Source organism: Bremerella alba, assembly GCF_013618625.1.
GTDB classification, from domain to species: domain Bacteria; phylum Planctomycetota; class Planctomycetia; order Pirellulales; family Pirellulaceae; genus Bremerella; species Bremerella alba.
This window is the reverse complement of sequence record NZ_JABRWO010000010.1, coordinates 127,173-144,089: the sequence shown is the minus strand read 5'-3', so window position 1 is coordinate 144,089 and position 16,917 is coordinate 127,173. Positions and strand designations below refer to the sequence as shown.

Below are 16,917 nucleotides of genomic sequence, written 5' to 3'. Positions count from 1 at the left end.
TAACTTCGCTGGCAAACCCTCAGCCAAAGAAACGCATCATGCCTAAAGTCATTGTTTTGGATACGCTCGCTCAGGAAGGCCTGGACCTATTGGATCAGTCGCCTGGGATTGAATACGAAGTTCGCACCGGTCTTAAAGGTGAAGAACTACGAAGTGCCCTCAACGAGTTTGATGGGGCTATCTGCCGCAGCGGTGTGAAAATTACCGCCGAGTCTCTTGAAGGCAACGCCAACTTGAAGGTGATTGCCAGAGCGGGTGTGGGTACCGATAACATCGACTCCAAATCAGCGGCTCGACATGGCATCGTGGTGATGAATACCCCCACGGGCAACACCATCAGCACCGCCGAACATGCATTTTGCTTAATGATGGCTCTTTCGCGAAACGTGCCAGCGGCAAGCCAAAGTTTGGTAGAGGGACGCTGGGATCGCAAGAAGTACATGGGCGCGCAGTTGGCCGACAAGACCCTAGGTGTGGTTGGTCTCGGCCGCATCGGGATGGAAGTCGCCAAGCGTGCTTTGGCTTTCGAGATGCGTGTGATCGCCTACGATCCATTCGTCAGCCCAGAACGTGCAGCCGAACTTGGCATTGAGCTTTCCGACACGGTTCCGGAAATGCTTCCACACATTGATTACCTGACGGTGCACACCCCACTGACACCGGAAACCAAGGATATGATCAACGCCGAGTCGATCAAGACCTTGAAGCCGGGTGCTCGCCTGATCAACTGTGCTCGCGGCGGTATCTACAACGAAGAAGCACTAGTCGAAGGCCTCAAGTCAGGCCACCTCGGCGGTGTTGCTTTGGACGTTTACGCCGAAGAGCCATGCACCGACAGCCCACTGTTTGGCATGGAAAACGTTGTCTGCACGCCTCACCTGGGTGCGAGCACCGAAGAAGCCCAAACACAGGTCGCAGTCGAAGCCGTTCAATTGGTCGTCAATTACCTGACGACCGGCGAGATTCGCCATGCGGTCAATGTGGCTCCGCTGGATCCCAAAACTCTGGAAAGCGTTCGTGGCTACCTAGACGTGGCTTATCGACTGGGGTTGGTTGCGGCACAAGTTCATTCCGGTGGCGTGAAATCGGTCAAGCTGACCTACCGTGGCGAAGTCAGCGGCAAGAACACGAAGCTGTTGACCTCGGCATTTTGTGCCGGCTTCCTGGCCAAGGCATTGGAAGACGAGCCGAATATTATCAATTCGGAAATGCTGCTTCTCGACCGAGGCGTAGACCTCTCGACCGAAACAAGCACCGACATGGGCAGTTTCTCGAGCAGCATTACCGCTGCGATTGAAGAAGGGGGCAAGTCGCATCAGGTTGGCGGCACGCTGTTTGGTAGCAACATGCCTCGTTTAATCTTGCTGGACGGCCAACGTCTGGAAGCCTATCTTGATGGCACGCTGTTCGTCTTTGCTCACAACGATGTGCCGGGCATCATCGGCAAGGTGGGAACGATCTTTGGTAACCACAAGATCAATATCGCCCAAATGGCGGTCGGTCGATCAAGCACCATGCCAGGTAGTGCGGTTGGTGTTCTGAACCTGGACGGTCTCCCAAGCGAAGCAGCCGTCAAGGAAGTCATGTCCAGCGATCACATCACTTCCAGCAAAGTGATCGAACTTCCCGCCGCCGGCGAGATGCCAACTTGGATGCGATAGAATCGCGACAAACGGAACATTCAGAAAAACCGGCATAGCGTATCCGCAGGCCGGTTTTTCTTTGCGCCGAGGGGAATTGTATCCGCGTCTGAGCGAATTACTTTAAGACCTTGTAGTACCTCTCACTTATGTGAAGAACCGAATTGATCGCTGATTTAATTTCCAACCTCCTGATTGCAAACACCCCGTGGGACTGGGAATCGCTACTGTGGTTCTTGCTGCTAATCCCAATCGTGACGGTCGTTGCGTATCCCTGGTTAATCAAAAAGCTATTTCCGCTTAACAAGCTTTCACGGCTTCAAAAACGAAAGCTTCAGCGTGCACTACCTTATGTCGACGATCAGTTCGCCGATAAACTTCGCGTTTGGGAAACAGGCGATCGCGTTTGCAATGCGGCCGTCTTAGGGTGTGTTCCCGGCTTCTCGTTCGTACTGGTAAGCGATGCGTTACTCAGCCGCTTATCGTCACGGTATGCCGCGGCAATCGTTGCACACGAGATCGGCCATCTTCGCCTCTGGCATGTCCCCATTCGACTGAGTGTGGTGTTCGCCGGCGGCATACTCGGCATGACCCTGGTACACCTGGGAGAACAGCAAAGCGACTGGCAGATGCTGACGCAAAGCGCAGTGATCGTGGGAACCATTGCGTACATGACTCTGATGCTGCATTTCGTCGCCCCCCTCTTGGAGTTTCAGGCGGACGCTTTCGCGGTCGACTTACTCAGCAACCATAATCACAGTCGACGACGCAGTGCTCGGATGCTGATCCGAGCCTTATCGCAGCTCACCCTTCTATCAGGGATCGAGCCCAGCCAGCGAACTTGGCTGTACCCGAGTTTCGAGCAAAGACGCCGCGTGATTCTCAGCCTGACGTCCTCGAGTCGCCTTCAATTGTGCCTGCAGCGGTTTCTTGCTGCCGTATTTCTTAGCCAGATTGCTCTAATTATCTGCTGCCTGCTCCTGCTTGTCGGTTAAGCAGTCTTCGGTTCGATATTTTCGCGGTCGGATTCCAGTTTCGGTTTTGACGCTTCGCCTTGGTTTTTCGATAATCGAGGGCGCCTCGAATTTTCGATTGCTATCTCGGAACTGAAGCCTAGCCACCGTGAATCTACTTCGTAAATACTTCCTGCTCGGCGCGATCCCGGCGCTGATCGCGGTGGGACTTTCAACCATCCTCGACTATCAGATCACCCAACGCTTGCTTCGCGAGCAGATTGATCAAACCCTGGAAGCCAAGCTCGACGCCAAGCGAAGGGAAGTTCGTTTCTTTCTGGACAAGCACTTTTCGCTTTTAGAGACTTTGGCAGCCACTCCGTTGGTGAAAGATGGAACCATTCCGGAGATCCTGGATTTTTTGAGAATCCAAGAATTGTCCGCGCGTCAAAGAATCAAAGGACTTTTCTTCGATGAGTTGGATGGAACAGTTCACGATACGAATAACACTACATTCAATGTCTTTGACCGAGATTACTTTCGCGAGGTCATCAAAGGCAACAAGGTTACTACGCGAATCTTACAAAGCCGCGGATCTGGGCAAGACATTCTCTTACTGATCGCTCCGGTTCATACCGACGACGGAACACTGAAGGGTGCTTTAGGGCTGACGATCCTTGATAGTCAATTGATCGAATTTGTGCGCAGCATGGAAGTCAGCCGTGGTGGCTTTCTTGCGCTTGTAGATGACTCGGGTCGCATGATCGCGGCATCCAACAAGGCTGAATTTGTTCGCAAGCAAATTGTACTGGACGGCCAACCAACGCTGACCGACGAAAACGGCACGCGCTACCTCGTTTCCGTTACGCGGGTACCAGATACCTCTTGGGACCTGATCGTTGCGATTCCCGAAATTGAAGTCCAAGGGGTTTACAACAGGATGGCGTGGTCGAAAGTCACTGCGGTGGCATGTGGAATTACGGCCGCCGTCATCTTGGCACTTTTCTTTAGCGAACGAACGCTTCGGCCTCTGCAACAAATCATTAAAACGTTTCGCCAATACGCCAAAGGCGATCAATCAGCGAGATTTTCCTCGAAGTCGCGCGGCGAATATGCCATTCTGGCCGAGTCGTTTAATCACATGGCAGATGAGCTAGATGCAGCACGCATTCAGCAAGAGAAACACGTTCGCCGAATCGAATCTAGCGAAGATCGATTCCGGCGTCTATTCGATGGTGCCGCTGATGCGATCTTCTTGCGTGATTTGAATGGCATCATCATCGATGCAAACCAGGAAGCATGCCGCAGCCTCGGCTACCAACGCGAAGAACTTCTGGGAATATCTGTTTCTCGAATCGATACCGACTGGAAAATAGAAGACGCTCATCGTTTGTGGAATCAACTGGCCCGTGAAGGTGGTCGGTATCATCCTCTGGTTGAACGCATGCATCGACGTAAAGACGGTAGTACATTTCCGGTGGAGATCCGCTTGACGCTGATCGAACGTGAAGGCGAGACCATGGTCATGTCCGCCGCACGCGATGCAACCTTGCGAAAAGCGGCCGAGAAGCAGACGAAGCAGGCCAAGGACTTTGCCGAAAAAGTAATCAACGCGTCTCCCGGTGTCATTTATATCTTCGACTTGGCAACCCAATCGGTCGACTTCGTTAATCAAAACATTGAGAAGGAACTGGGCTTTACCAAGAGATACCTCGAAGAGCTGGGACCTCGGTTCTTTACCGAAATCATCCACCCTGATGACATTTCCCGTGCACGGCTCTCATCGACCCAGTGGCATGAAACAGGCGAGCCTGAAGTCCGTCGCGATACGTTTCGCCTACGGCATTCGGATGGTCAATGGACATGGTTCGAGTTTCATTGGGTCATCTTCCAAAAAGACCCCAACGGAAACCCTACCCAAATCTTGGGAGTTGCCACCAATACGACCGATCGAATCCTCGCACAACAGCAGCTCGTTTGGGAAAAGGCGCTGCTCGACCAAGTTATGGAAACCAGTGTTGCGTCCGTCATGGTTGTCGATGCCCAAGGCAACATAAAATTTCTTAACCCTGCTTTAGAAAAGACATTGCGTGTCGGTCGTGAACTTGTTCAGGGGAAGAACATTCACACCTTTTCCTGGAAAATCTACGACATGGAAGGCAAGCCACTCGACGTCGAAAATCGTCCTTTTGCGCGGGTTAAAAGCACCCTCAAGCCGATCAACGATGTGCGATATCGAATTCAGTTTGGCCCAGACTCCTACATCATAGCCTCAACCAATGGCGCACCTCTCTTCGACGAAACAGGTGAATTTGCCGGAGCCGTCTTCGCGCTGGCAGATATTACCGAGCGCATCGAATCTGAAACCGTTCGTGAATCACTCATCCGTAATCTCGAAGAAACGAACACCGAGTTAAAGCAATTCACTTACACGGTATCGCACGATCTCAAGTCACCCTTGATAACCATCAAAGGCTTCCTCGGAATACTTGCCGAAGATATCGAAAACCAGGACAAGTCCGCCATTGAAGAAGACCTTTCCATCATCGGATCGGCGGCCGATGGCATGAAGCAACTGCTAGACGATCTATTGGAATTGTCGCGTATCGGCCGCAATATAAAAACGCGTACGATGATTTTGCTGGACGAAGTGACCTCGGAAGCGATCACTTTGCTGGCCGGTCAGATCGAAAGCCGGAACGCGGAAGTCTATTGCGACATTGAAAACCTGCACGTTTATGGCGATTCCGTTCAAATCCGGCAATTGATGCAGAACCTGATTGAAAATGGAATCAAGCACAATCGCGGCCCCAACCCAGAAGTCATCATCAAGGCGCGCCAGGAAGATGAATTCGTAATGATTGAAATCACCGACAATGGTCCTGGCGTCGCGATTGAATACCAGGAGCGTATCTTTCAGCTATTTGACAAGCTTGATCCCGATTCAGAAGGAACCGGAATCGGACTGGCCATTGTTAAAAGAATCGTCGATTTCCACGGCGGTACGATCGAGCTTCATTCAGACGGAAAAGGATGCACTTTCCGCTTACGCCTACCCGCCAGCATGCCAGACCAGGGGGGCGACGCTCGATTTACCCAATCATAGAGATCCGACGCTGTTTTAGATGTTTCTCACTTACGGCGTGCCACCGAGGACAGCCTTGCGAATTTCAGCCGGTTTGTTGGTGGTGATCGAATCGAATCCCAGTGTGGCATAGCGTTTTGCCTGAGCAGGTTCATCAACCGTCCACACATGACACTCGATACCCGCCTTGCGAATCTCGCGAACAAATTCAGCGGTCACGACTTCATCTCGCCCTTGCGTTCCCCAGCCTGTCGCTCCGGTCTTACCAAGCGTCTCTAACACAGTGTCAAGATTAGGCGACCACATCTTGGTGTCTTTATCCTGCTTATAGCTTGTTAGCCAATTCGCTTTGAACTGCGGCATTTTTTCACGAGCCTGTTTCACGACCTCCTCGTTGAAACAAATGATCACAATTTGTTCCGGCCGTAAGCTTGACTTTTCCAACACGACTCTCAGTGGCTCAATAATTTCAGGACCACACTTAATTTCAACCAAAATCTTTCCCGATTGCGGAACCGTCGCAAGCACTTCATCTAACAACGGAATGCGTTCGCCAGCGTACTTCTCATGTTTCCACGATCCCACATCCAGATCTCGCAGTTGGTCGAGGGTCGATTCTGCTGGATTGAGCTTGGCGGTTCCGGCAGTGGTTCGCTCGGTGGTCTTGTCGTGCAAGCAAACGATATGGCCATCCTTGGTCAGGTAGAAGTCACCTTCGATCGCATCGGCCTTCTGTTTCCAGGCTTCCTGAAATGCGGCCAGCGTGTTCTCTGGTGCGTCAAACGAAGCCCCACGGTGCGCCACGATCATCTGCGCCTCCCCTATTCCCACGACACCTGTCCAACATGCCGCTACCAACAAACCATAAGCAAATGTTCGCATCATCAAAGTTCCCTTGGCCATCAATAGGAGCCGTCGCTAACGTTTCTCACTAAATTATAGTCCACAAAAAGCCCTCCATTCATGCCCCCAAGTTGGATGTGAGTCAGATTTAAGACTGACGTTACACATAACTTAACGCGTCGAAATATCAGAAGAATTTCGATTTTATCGGTGACAAATTGCACTTGTGTCCAACCCTCAACGACTTCCTCTTCGACGCACGTTTTAATCGCCACCTGTCAAGCAACGCCCCAAAAATTGAGACAAACCTTCTCAAAAACTTGCTCCGCAAAAATAGCACCGGTAAGTTAACACCATTCTCGGATGCATTGCAGATACCAAGTTACAGCGTACGGATTGAGAGCATTCAAAAACCACAGCGGACGAAAGGGGGCAATGAGACGTGCGTCCCCGCAAGTTGTTTGACATTGACTGGTACGATTTGGCTTTCGGCTTGACTTTGTGTCTTTGGCCTCGCGGTGACCGTGCGGTCTACGCCCAGTGGGAGGAGCAAAACACGCTTCCATGTCTTTCCGTTCGAAGTGGTTTTGATTTGCTTTTACAGGCACTGAATCTGCCTGAGGGAAGTGAAATCGCAACCACCGCCGTTTCGATTCCCGATATGCAGCAAATCGCCGCTCAGCACAAACTCGTTCCGATCGGCATCGATTTGGATCTTGCGACTCTGCAACCGCGCCTCGAACAACTCGAGTCTTGCATCACTCCCCGTACGCGGATGATTCTGGCCGCTCCCTTGTTTGGCACTCAGATCGATTTGCGTCCACTCGATGAAATCGCTCGGCGACACCAGTTGCTTCTGGTCGAAGATTGCGCTCAGGCATTCTCACGCCCCGGATATCTAGGCAGCGACCTGGCCGATGTGAACCTCCTCAGCTTTGGACCGATCAAGACAGCAACCGCCCTAGGAGGAGGTTTGATTCGCGTTCGTGACGCACAGCTACTTAAGAGGATGATTCGGGCACAGAACCAGTACTCTCTCCAACCTCGACGTGCTTACGCACTGCGAATATTGAAGTACGGCGCTATGAAGATTCTAACTCAGCGACACTTGTTCGATCTTTTCATCAGACTTAATCGTTTGATGGGGCTTGACGCCGATCAAGCCGTTAAGCCCCTTACCCGAAACTTCCAAGGACACGATCTGCTTGGTAAAATCCGAAAGCTTCCATCGCAACCGCTGGTAGCAATGATCGCGCGGCGTTGGAGCGGTTATCGCGATCAGCGAATTGAGCGCAGAACTGAATTAGGTCGATTGCTGGCCAGCGAGATCGGAAACGACACAGAGGTCGCAGGCATTTCTGCCGTCGAATCTACTTGGTGGGTCTTTGCAATCGCCGCCAAAGATCCTATCGCAGTCGTACGTTCCCTGCGTCAATCTGGTTTCGATGCGACGAGTTGCCATAACCTCTGCGTTTTGAAGACGCCATCCATCCCACCTGGAGAGATGCAATGGCTGTTGCAAAATTGCGTCTTCCTTCCGATCTACCCTGAATTATCCGAAGCCGAAGTGCGGCGGCTAGGCCAAGCGGTGAAGGTAGCTCTGGGAAAGTCGCGGAGTTGACTCTTGAAAACAATTGGGGAGTCCTGCGAACCATTCCTGGCGGGGGGATGTCATAGCACTGAAACGTGCTTAACTCCCTTAACAACCCCGTGGCAAGAAATGGCAAGGTGACTCATGAGTCCTGACAATCAAAACGAATTCGACGAACAACCATCCTTTCGAGCCGATGAGCAAACGCCGCCACGGCTATCCTTCCGAAACAAATGTTAAACGCGGGATCCAGATTGTTCACGGCGATAAATACTTGGAAGAAAAGCTCGGCCGGAACGATCTCTGCCCTTGTGGTTCGATGAAACTCTTCAAAAAATGTTGCCTGAAAAAAGGACGTTTTTGACGGTACCAATCGCGACGACTACTTTTAGGGAGTAGCTCACCTCTCTACCGGCAGGGATCGATCATGATCGAAGTCATCGAGAACCTCTATACAACATTTGCTAAGTACAAGCTAAGCGAAGATTTCGTTGGCTGTAACGATTGTTTTCACGCCGAAGCATCTGTGTTTCTAGCTGAGGCGTCGCTACGTGATTTGACCATTGGCGACCTTGAGCCTTATTCAAGTAAGGCGATGTCGACCTGGAGTATGGAAAGCTCACCAACCCATTTTGGAATACATCTGGGGCCACTCATGCAGAGGGCTTACGATGGTTTCAATCAGACACGACCCTCGATTATCTGAGGCATAATTGCAAGTCGATCCTGCTTGGCGAATTCGCTCATGCCCACCTCAACTGATGGCGGATCCGCTCGTCCCTGACAACGTCAGCCGGTTGAGTTCACTGCAAGAAGTTATGTGATTTCAACTATCGATCACTATGACTTGCTTGCTTCCCATTGCCCTGGGCTGTTTCGCTTAACATGCGGATACGTTCACGCGGAAGGTACTTTCCACTCTCAAGATCCTGAACAAATGCGATTAACTTTTCTCGCATTTCACAGTGTAAATTCCAAGCATCGGCCGGGCTCTTGGCGTGACATAGCGCACGCACCTCCATCGACTCATCAGAACAATCCGTTACCTGCACGATCGGCTCGCTATCTTGATCCCACAACTCGTGCTGGGTCGCCATCTCTTGGAACTTCTCGCGAATAATCTGCACGTCGGTTGTGTAGTCGACGTATACCTTGATCGGTCGAGTTAGATCCTCATTAACTTTCGTCCAGTTTTCGACTGGCTTCGAGATCAGGTATTGCAGCGGTACGATCAACCGCCGTTTGTCCCAGGTACGAATCGTGAGGTACGTGAACTTGATGCCTTCGACATGCCCCCAGTGGCCTTCGAACAACACGCTATCCCCAATCCGCACCGGCTGTGTAATGGCGATTTGTAGACCGGCAAGCAGGTTACCAAGAATCGGTTGTGCGGCTATCCCCAAAATAACCGTCGTGACGCCTGCCGAAGCAAGTAGTCCATACCCCACCGCATCGAAGATGTTCAGTTGAATGAGTACAACGCCCACGACGACAAAAACCGCCACCAAGGCAACAAGCCGCCTGGCGATACTAATCTTGGTAAGCAGTCCTTGCTCAGCACCTTCGATATCGTCTTTAAGTGTGTTGACATAGCGATCCATCGTAAAGGAGGTCGCCACGTCGAGCCCCCGGAGAACCGCCCATGCGATCGCTCCCACCACGACCAACAACATCACCGGATCTACCACAGTATTTACCGGCCCGGTCAACGACAGAAAAGCCTGCTTAAGCAAGTAGGTTGTCAGCGCGGCACTAGCCACAGCGACCGGCACGCGAAGGTCATCAATGAGCCGTTCAATCCACAAGCGTTCTTTCCGTTGCCGATGCAAAATCGCATAGCCAGCGACTCCTTGGGTTACGTAGCCCACACAAACACCTGCCGCTACGAATACAAACAGCGCAAACCATTCCCAGATCGGAACCTTACCGGCCAAACGCGTCTTCGCCCAAGCAGGCATCGCTTCTTCCACCCAGCTTGGGCCGTACTCCTGGTAAAGGGCCGGAATCTTTTCAACCGTCTGAGCGGAAAACAACCATATCGGCACCCCATCACCAACCTTCACGCGTTGTAACCGCACACGAACTTCCTTCCAATCGTCGATGTTGATCACCCCCAGACGAATACTTTTCCGCGGTTTCCCGGCCATCGGATCCTGTTTGCCTATACGATTGATCACTTGCCCGTCAGCACGATCGGGCAGATCTTCGATATCAACCCACAATCGTTGGTTAAGTACGTAGTAGAAGTTCTCGGCTAGATAGGCCGCTTGATCTCGCTGATCCTGGGGGATCAACTTAAAATTAAGAGACTGTGCAGCACGCGCAAAATCTTTCTCGCGACAGGCAAAGATAAAGTTCTCTACCGTTGCCAGCGGCGTACTAAGATCGGGCGAACTGTCCGACGTAGGTATGCCGTCGTTAAGGGAATCGACCAAATAATAAGCATCTGTAGACGGCTGTGATTTTTGGTCGGTTGTGTTCGATTGGTTGTTTTTCTTGCTATCACCGCCATTTTGTGCAGTGGCAACCACAGCCCATGTGAAAGATAGCAATATCCCAAAGACGATAGCCCGGATCGTCAAATACATTTCTTCCCTTTTCGTTGAATAACTAGCGAATTCGCGACACCTCGAAACACTCAACGCTGCAACCATTGTGCCGAACTAATCGAGAAAGCTTTGATCGAATTGGTCACGTCTCTTTTGAGAAGCGTAGCCCCTTGGCCTTTCTTCACCCAACACCGTGGGGCATAGGACAATTTGCCTGAACCACTTCACGCTTACGTGTGTCCCAATCGTTCCGAGAATTGGTTCGAAAGCATTGCCGATTCGTTGTTGCTTAACTTATCTCCCGAGTCAAAGATCGCCTGACCCAATTCAAGAAAACCAGATCCATGGGCAGCTCCCACGAAAATTTCACCAAGTACCCGCGTACGCCCCATCTTTTCGGTTCCCAGGGCACCGACGACGACAAGCATATGGGCGAGGCCGAGTCCCTGGCGTTCATCCAGGACCAATCGCTGATCGTCGAAGAGAAGATCGACGGAACCAACGTCGGAATTCATTTTTCCGACGATGGTCAGCTAATTCTGCAGTGCCGTGGCCACCTCATCACGGAAGGGATGCATCCGCAGTACGACCTTTTCAAGCAATGGACACCGTTAAACGGCATGAACTAGAAACACGATTGACTTCTCGGCACCTGCTCTTTGGAGAGTGGGCCTATGCGCGGCATTCAGTCGCCTACCGGAGATTGCCGCACTACTTTTTCGAGTTTGATATCTTCGACAAACAAAGCGGCGTGTTTCTTGACTTGGCCGCACGCATGAAGCTTTTGGCCGGAAGTGGTATCCATACGGTACCTGTCATCCACCAAGGCTCCGTGACGCGAAAGAAACTTGCCAGGCTGATCGGTCCATCGCAGTATGACAGCCATTTCGACAATCCACACTCCGGCCAGGCCGACAATCTTATGGAGGGCATTTACCTTCGCACGGAAGCCGACGGTAAGGTCACAGGCCGAGCCAAGTTCGTACGCCCAGAATTCGTCGAGAAGATCAAGCAAAGCACGCACTGGCAACACCAAGTGATGGTCCCCAATCAACTAGCCGACGACGCAGATATTTGGCCATGAACTGGACGCAACTCAAAACGGCATCGATTGAAGAGCTCATCGCTTGGGCTCAGCCACAACCATGGTGCCAGGCAATGGCTGGCTGCGATCAAGATGCGCAGTGGCATAACGAAGGCGACGTTTGGACACACACTAAACTGGTACTAAACGAACTGAAATCACTCGACGAGTGGCATACCTTATCGCCACATGCGCAGACCATACTGAAGTTTACCGCCTTATTTCACGACATCGCCAAGCCACTCACGACCGAAATCCATTCGATTAGCGGCCGCGTTACATCTACTAAGCATGCCGTCAAAGGAGAGCACCTCGCGCGAAACATTCTCCGCGACTTGGATTGTGACCTAGCAACTCGAGAAGAGATCGCCCGGATGGTTCGTTACCACGGTCGCCCCGCTTTTCTCTAGGAACGACAAGAGCCTTCGCATGAAGTCATTCGTCAATCGTGGCTACTTTCCAATAGGTTGCTATACCTTTTCGCTCTGGCCGACACACGCGGCCGCGATACCGACTCGATGACGCGTCCGGAAGAAAACCTTCACTTCTGGAAAGTCGCTTCCGAAGAAGCCAAATGCTTTGATCGCCCTTACGTGTTTGCCTCGGACCATGCCCGATTCACTTTCTTTCATGCATCGCAGCCGAATCTCCACTACCTACCGCACGAAGATTTCAAATGTCAGGTTACCTTGATGTGTGGCCTCCCTGGTGCTGGCAAAGATACCTGGCTCGCACGGCAACGAAGCGAACTGCCGATCGTGTCACTTGACGATTTACGCGATGAATTGAACGTCGATCCCACCGGCAACCAAGGCCAAGTCGCCCAACTTGCCCAAGAGAGGTGCCGAGAATTCCTGCGAAGCGGGACCTCCTTTGCGTTCAATGCTACCAACACGATTCGGCAAACGCGTTTACGCTGGCTAGGCCTATTCAAGGACTACGACGCACGAATCGAAATTGTCTATCTAGAACCCAACCTGAAAGCTCTGCTGCGACAAAACAAAAAGCAAAGCCACAGCGTTCCCGAAGCAATCATCCAAAGACTGGCCTCACGCTGCGAACCACCAACCTGGTCAGAATGCCACACCTTAATTTCGGAGGCCGAGCCCATTCAGATCAATTAATCAATCCACCCACGACGCGTCGCTACAGAATCAAAACAAAACGTAACTGTCGATTGAACCGAGAGCTACGAATATCAGCGCATAAAAAAAGCCGCAACTAGTGCGGCTTGAAGTACCCCCTAGGGGAGTCGAACCCCTGTTTTCGGGCTGAGAACCCGACGTCCTGGGCCTCTAGACGAAGGGGGCGTGGTGGGTACTGTCTTGGGTCAAGTATCGGCCCTGGATGGTAGTTCTCATCAGCCAAGGGCGATCTTTGAAGACTTAATCAAGTTATAACGGTTTTTCGTTCGTGTCTAGGCCCTGTCGCTCAGCAAAATTTTGGGCAACGGAAAGCGATTGCGGTTTAGACACGAGCTTGTCATTAAGGTTCAACCAGCCGGTTGGTCCCCTTCGATCGGTGGCTCTTCTGAATGAGCCTTCTTAAATTCGGCGGCCATGTATCGGTCGGCGACTGCCGTGTCTAAGAATAGCTGCCCGACATGGTAGGCGACCATGGGCAGGATTGCTAAGGGATTCGCGGTATAAAACTCAGTGGCGATGGCTAGGCCGATCATCAGAGTTTTTTGGCTGCCGGCGAATGCGATCGCGATCTCTTCGCTGCGCGGAAAGTGAAGCTGCCTCGAAATACCAACTCCCAGCAATAACGCCGACATATGAACGGTCAGCACCAGTCCAATCATAACCGCGAAAGATAATAACGTCGGCATCTGATCGGTGGGCAGGCTACGCAGCTTGAGGCCGCAACTGATACAGCCCAGCAGGACCATACACAGGACACCCATCTGGGCCACGATCCCTAATTGAAACTTGTTCCGCGTTGCCCAGTTGCCTGCGTTGGGAATTAAGCGAGCAAGCTGGCCCAGTGCCATCGGCAAGACAATCAGAACGAACAGTTTCGTCATCATATCGGCCAACGAAAGCCCTTTGCCGTCGGGACTTGCCCAGATAGTGATGGTAATTTGACTTCCAGTTGTCCAGAGCAGCCAGAATGGGGTGATGAGAAAGCAAAGCGAATTAGTCACGATCGTGACGATCAACGCAATCGAGTCGCTCCCCCCTGCCCTTCGCGTCCATACGGCAGCCGAGGCCAAGGTACAAGGAATGGCCGCCATCAGATTGATTCCAATGGCAAAGTCCCCTGAAGAAAGCAGCGAGGCCGCCCAGGCAAACACGGGCAAGACGCCGGTGTTTATCAATGTTGCCAGAGCGGCAGCGGCAGGACGACGGATAGCACTTTGCAGGTCACCGAAGGCGAGCGGAAAAGCCATCAGGAATAATACCGTCACCACGATCCCATTGCGAAGGACATGCAGATCGGGAAGTTGCCGAAGCTGCTCAGACAAGGCAAATCCAATGGCCACCACCGCTAGCAGGCCTGCGAGAAACCAATGTCGCCTTAGTAGTGATTGCACGAACGTCTCGCTTTTCGGTTCCAAGGTGGGGGGTAGGTAGCGGCTAGGAGCTTTTGCCTAACCGATCTATCTGCCGATCGGGGTTACGGTTAGAATCGAAGATCGGTTTACACTTAACCTCGGTACCTGGGTAGGTTTACCCGAACAACGGCGATCGAATCGAAGCGACCGCCGGGCACTGACTCAGGACCAAAGTCTTTATTTTGCATAATGTTGCGTTATTGGACAGCGGGCGAATCCCACGGTAAAACCCTTCTTGCCATGATCGACGGCTTCCCGGCCGGACTGGCAATCGACGAAGAACCTATCAATCGCGAGCTTGCTCGTCGCCAGGGAGGGTATGGCCGTGGCGGACGACAGCGGATCGAGACCGATAAGGTCGAAGTGATGACCGGCATCTGGAAAGGTCTCACGCTAGGAAGCCCGGTCGCGCTGCAAGTGATCAATCGCGACTATAAGTTGGAACGCCTGGAAGATCTTCCACGGCCCCGGCCTGGTCATGGCGACCTGACCGGCGCGATCAAGTTCCTGGGGCCCATCCGAGCCATCCTTGAACGAGCCAGCGCTCGGGAGACTGCCGTTCGCGTCGCTGCTGGCGCTTTGGCCAAACAACTTCTGGCCGAATTCGGGATTCAGGTTTACGGCTTCGTTGACGAACTCGGGGGCGTTGCTATCGATCGTCCCGACAACGTAGACGATGTCGACACGATGATCGCCAAGCGAGATGAAAGCATCATCTACTCGCTTAACCCAGCACAAGATCCTCAGTTCAAAGAACTGATCGACAAGACCGGCAAATCAGGCGATACGCTGGGCGGGATTGTGGAAGTACGCGTCGTTGGTGCTCCCTTCGGGCTGGGCACGCACGCTCAGTGGGACCGCAAACTCGACGGCAAGCTGGCCCAAGCCGTGATGGCCGTGCAAGCGATCAAAGGGGTTGAGATCGGCATGGGCTTTGAGGCCGCTCGCAAGCCTGGGTCTCAGGTTCACGACCCAATCCACTACGATCCGATGGAACAGGAATCGACCAACCTCGGCTATACCCGGCCAACCAACAACGCCGGTGGGCTGGAAGCTGGGATGACCAACGGCCAGACGATTGTTGTGCGTGCTGCGAAGAAGCCGATTAGTACACTTCGTAAGCCACTGGAATCGGTCAATCTGGAAACAAAAGAAACGGACGCGGCTTCCTACGAACGAAGCGATGTCTGTGCCGTTTCGGCGGCGAGTGTGATTGTCGAAAGTGTTGTGGCGTTTGAGATCGCCGCAGCCTTAGTCGACAAATTTGGTGGCGATAGCCTCGAGGAAATGAAGGCCCGCTACCAACTGTTCATGGACATGGCTCGGAAGCGTTAGTCCGCGGCCAACCCTTACCAGGCACGCCAAGCAAGGATGTTCGGCATGCATGAATCTACGAGACGCCTGCTTTGTCGGGTCGCATTCCTGCTGGGATGCGTCGTACCGACGATCTGCACCTTCTCGTGGATTACTTACCGGCAGTCATCCTGGTCAATCGCTGCGGTAGAAGACCAACTGTCAGAAACGATCGGCCTGAAGTGCCATATCTCGAAGTACTATAACCCCAAGCCGACCAAGTGGGTCTTCGAGGACGTGCGTCTGGAACGGGCCGGCAGCGATGCGGTGGTCTTTCCGGCACTCAAAGCGGAACTGGTCAACAGCACTTGGCAGCTCTCTGCCGACGAAGTAGAGGTCGATTGGGCTTCACGACATCGCTTGTGGGAAACCTTGCAGGAAGGCGTGCTCTTAAAGCGAACCGATGGCAAGCGTCTTCAATTGAACGTGGCTCACGTTCGTTTTCGTGACGAGGTTCTTCCTTCGCTCCAGAAACTGGAAGTGAAACATGATCCCGATCTGCAACCGGCACTTACCAGTTCTTTGCTGGTCGGCGACTCGCTGAGCCCACCTCCTCTTCTGACTAATGTCGACACCTCGAATCCGCAGCACTGGCAGGTTCAACTCGCCACGACCGAGCAGCCGATTCCCACGCATAACTTGCGTGCTGCGTTACCGCAACTGGCTGGGCTGGGCGTCGATGCGACCTTCATGGGGCAGGTCACCTTTGATCTGAACCACGCTTCAACCAACCTGGAAATGGCTGGCGTGTTTCGCCAAATCGATTTGCAGTCGGCCCTGGCTACGAACTACCAGCACGGGGCTGGCGAGGCAGAACTTCATGTCAAACAACTTGTCGTCCGCGACGATAGCTTTCAGGAAGCATTCGGTGGCATCTTCTCGCGCAACGGGCAGCTGTCACGACATATTCTCGATCGAGCCGCCCAGCATCTGAACGTGCAAGTCATTCCCCCGAATCGAAACCAAGACTTGACTGCCTATCATGAGATGGCCATCGGCTTCCGCTTTGATCATGGGCGGATGACCTTAACCGGTTTGTGCGACAACATGCCAAGTGGAACGATGCTGGCCGGCCTAGAGCACCCCTTAGTCTACGAGAGCCCGGTAAGCATTCTTCCGGCCACCAACCTAGTGAGCGTCTTCTTCGACAATAACTCGTCGACCGTGCCGGCCTCGCAGCCTTCGGTGGATTGGGCGCGGTGGTTGACTGCGCCAATGATCGCGGAACGGCTGAGTGGTTCAATGCAGCGTTGACACTTTAA

Annotated in this window: 13 protein-coding genes, 1 tRNA gene and 1 pseudogene; 11 read left to right on the top strand and 4 right to left on the bottom strand. The window is 52.7% G+C overall.

Features of this window, described 5'->3' with window-relative positions:
- Nucleotides 1-38: 38 nt before the first annotated feature.
- The 3 genes from serA (at nucleotide 39) to HOV93_RS17770 (ending at nucleotide 5,699) form a co-directional block, all read left to right on the top strand.
- Nucleotides 39-1,661 carry a phosphoglycerate dehydrogenase gene (gene serA, locus HOV93_RS17780; protein WP_207397877.1) on the top strand — a complete coding sequence of 541 codons (1,623 nt, stop codon included), beginning with the start codon at nucleotides 39-41 and terminating at the stop codon, nucleotides 1,659-1,661.
- A gap of 143 nt (nucleotides 1,662-1,804) precedes the next feature.
- Complete coding sequence (locus HOV93_RS17775) at nucleotides 1,805-2,635, top strand: M48 family metalloprotease (RefSeq protein ID WP_207397876.1); 831 nt, start codon at nucleotides 1,805-1,807, stop codon at nucleotides 2,633-2,635.
- Between the two features lie 127 nt (nucleotides 2,636-2,762).
- Nucleotides 2,763-5,699: a PAS domain S-box protein gene (locus HOV93_RS17770; protein WP_207397875.1), complete on the top strand. Its 2,937-nt coding sequence runs from the start codon at nucleotides 2,763-2,765 to the stop codon at nucleotides 5,697-5,699.
- 30 nt (nucleotides 5,700-5,729) lie between these two features.
- On the opposite strand, the gene HOV93_RS17765 is transcribed toward HOV93_RS17770, so the two are convergent.
- Nucleotides 5,730-6,563: a glycerophosphodiester phosphodiesterase gene (locus HOV93_RS17765; protein ID WP_235990593.1), complete on the bottom strand. Its 834-nt coding sequence runs from the start codon at nucleotides 6,561-6,563 to the stop codon at nucleotides 5,730-5,732.
- Nucleotides 6,564-6,963: 400 nt separating this feature from the next.
- Here HOV93_RS17765 and HOV93_RS17760 point away from each other — a divergent pair, with 400 nt between their 5' ends.
- The 3 genes from HOV93_RS17760 (at nucleotide 6,964) to HOV93_RS17750 (ending at nucleotide 8,818) form a co-directional block, all read left to right on the top strand.
- Nucleotides 6,964-8,142, top strand: a complete 1,179-nt coding sequence (locus HOV93_RS17760) for a DegT/DnrJ/EryC1/StrS family aminotransferase (RefSeq protein WP_207397873.1) — start codon at nucleotides 6,964-6,966, stop codon at nucleotides 8,140-8,142.
- 166 nt (nucleotides 8,143-8,308) lie between these two features.
- Nucleotides 8,309-8,476, top strand: a complete 168-nt coding sequence (locus tag HOV93_RS26635) for an SEC-C metal-binding domain-containing protein (RefSeq protein WP_207397872.1) — start codon at nucleotides 8,309-8,311, stop codon at nucleotides 8,474-8,476.
- 63 nt (nucleotides 8,477-8,539) lie between these two features.
- On the top strand, nucleotides 8,540-8,818 hold the full coding sequence (locus tag HOV93_RS17750; RefSeq protein WP_207397871.1) for a hypothetical protein: 279 nt from the start codon (nucleotides 8,540-8,542) through the stop codon (nucleotides 8,816-8,818).
- A gap of 124 nt (nucleotides 8,819-8,942) precedes the next feature.
- On the opposite strand, the gene HOV93_RS17745 is transcribed toward HOV93_RS17750, so the two are convergent.
- On the bottom strand, nucleotides 8,943-10,547 hold the full coding sequence (locus HOV93_RS17745; RefSeq protein WP_207397870.1) for a mechanosensitive ion channel family protein: 1,605 nt from the start codon (nucleotides 10,545-10,547) through the stop codon (nucleotides 8,943-8,945).
- 458 nt (nucleotides 10,548-11,005) lie between these two features.
- Here HOV93_RS17745 and HOV93_RS26630 point away from each other — a divergent pair.
- The 3 genes and pseudogenes from HOV93_RS26630 to HOV93_RS17725 all read left to right on the top strand — a co-directional run bounded on the left by HOV93_RS26630 (nucleotide 11,006) and on the right by HOV93_RS17725 (nucleotide 12,869).
- Nucleotides 11,006-11,745, top strand: a pseudogene (locus HOV93_RS26630) (RNA ligase family protein).
- Nucleotides 11,742-12,155, top strand: a complete 414-nt coding sequence (locus tag HOV93_RS17730; protein WP_207397867.1) for an HDIG domain-containing metalloprotein — start codon at nucleotides 11,742-11,744, stop codon at nucleotides 12,153-12,155. The pseudogene HOV93_RS26630 and the gene HOV93_RS17730 overlap by 4 nt, the downstream one beginning before the upstream one ends.
- Nucleotides 12,156-12,212: 57 nt before the next feature.
- Nucleotides 12,213-12,869, top strand: coding sequence for an ATP-binding protein (locus tag HOV93_RS17725; protein ID WP_207397866.1), 657 nt, complete (start codon nucleotides 12,213-12,215; stop codon nucleotides 12,867-12,869).
- 113 nt (nucleotides 12,870-12,982) lie between these two features.
- Here the strand turns inward: HOV93_RS17725 and HOV93_RS17720 are convergent.
- Both HOV93_RS17720 and HOV93_RS17715 read right to left on the bottom strand, forming a co-directional pair.
- Nucleotides 12,983-13,055, bottom strand: a tRNA-Glu gene (locus HOV93_RS17720).
- A gap of 182 nt (nucleotides 13,056-13,237) precedes the next feature.
- A complete protein-coding gene (locus HOV93_RS17715; RefSeq protein WP_207397865.1) occupies nucleotides 13,238-14,281 on the bottom strand; it encodes a bile acid:sodium symporter family protein in 1,044 nt (347 codons plus the stop codon).
- A gap of 210 nt (nucleotides 14,282-14,491) precedes the next feature.
- On the opposite strand from HOV93_RS17715, the gene aroC reads away from it, so the two are divergent.
- The gene (gene aroC / locus HOV93_RS17710; protein ID WP_261358622.1) at nucleotides 14,492-15,637 is read left to right on the top strand and encodes a chorismate synthase; all 1,146 of its coding nucleotides are present in this window, start codon (nucleotides 14,492-14,494) and stop codon (nucleotides 15,635-15,637) included.
- Nucleotides 15,638-15,682: 45 nt separating this feature from the next.
- On the top strand, nucleotides 15,683-16,909 hold the full coding sequence (locus HOV93_RS17705; RefSeq protein WP_207397864.1) for a hypothetical protein: 1,227 nt from the start codon (nucleotides 15,683-15,685) through the stop codon (nucleotides 16,907-16,909).
- Nucleotides 16,910-16,917: the final 8 nt, after the last annotated feature.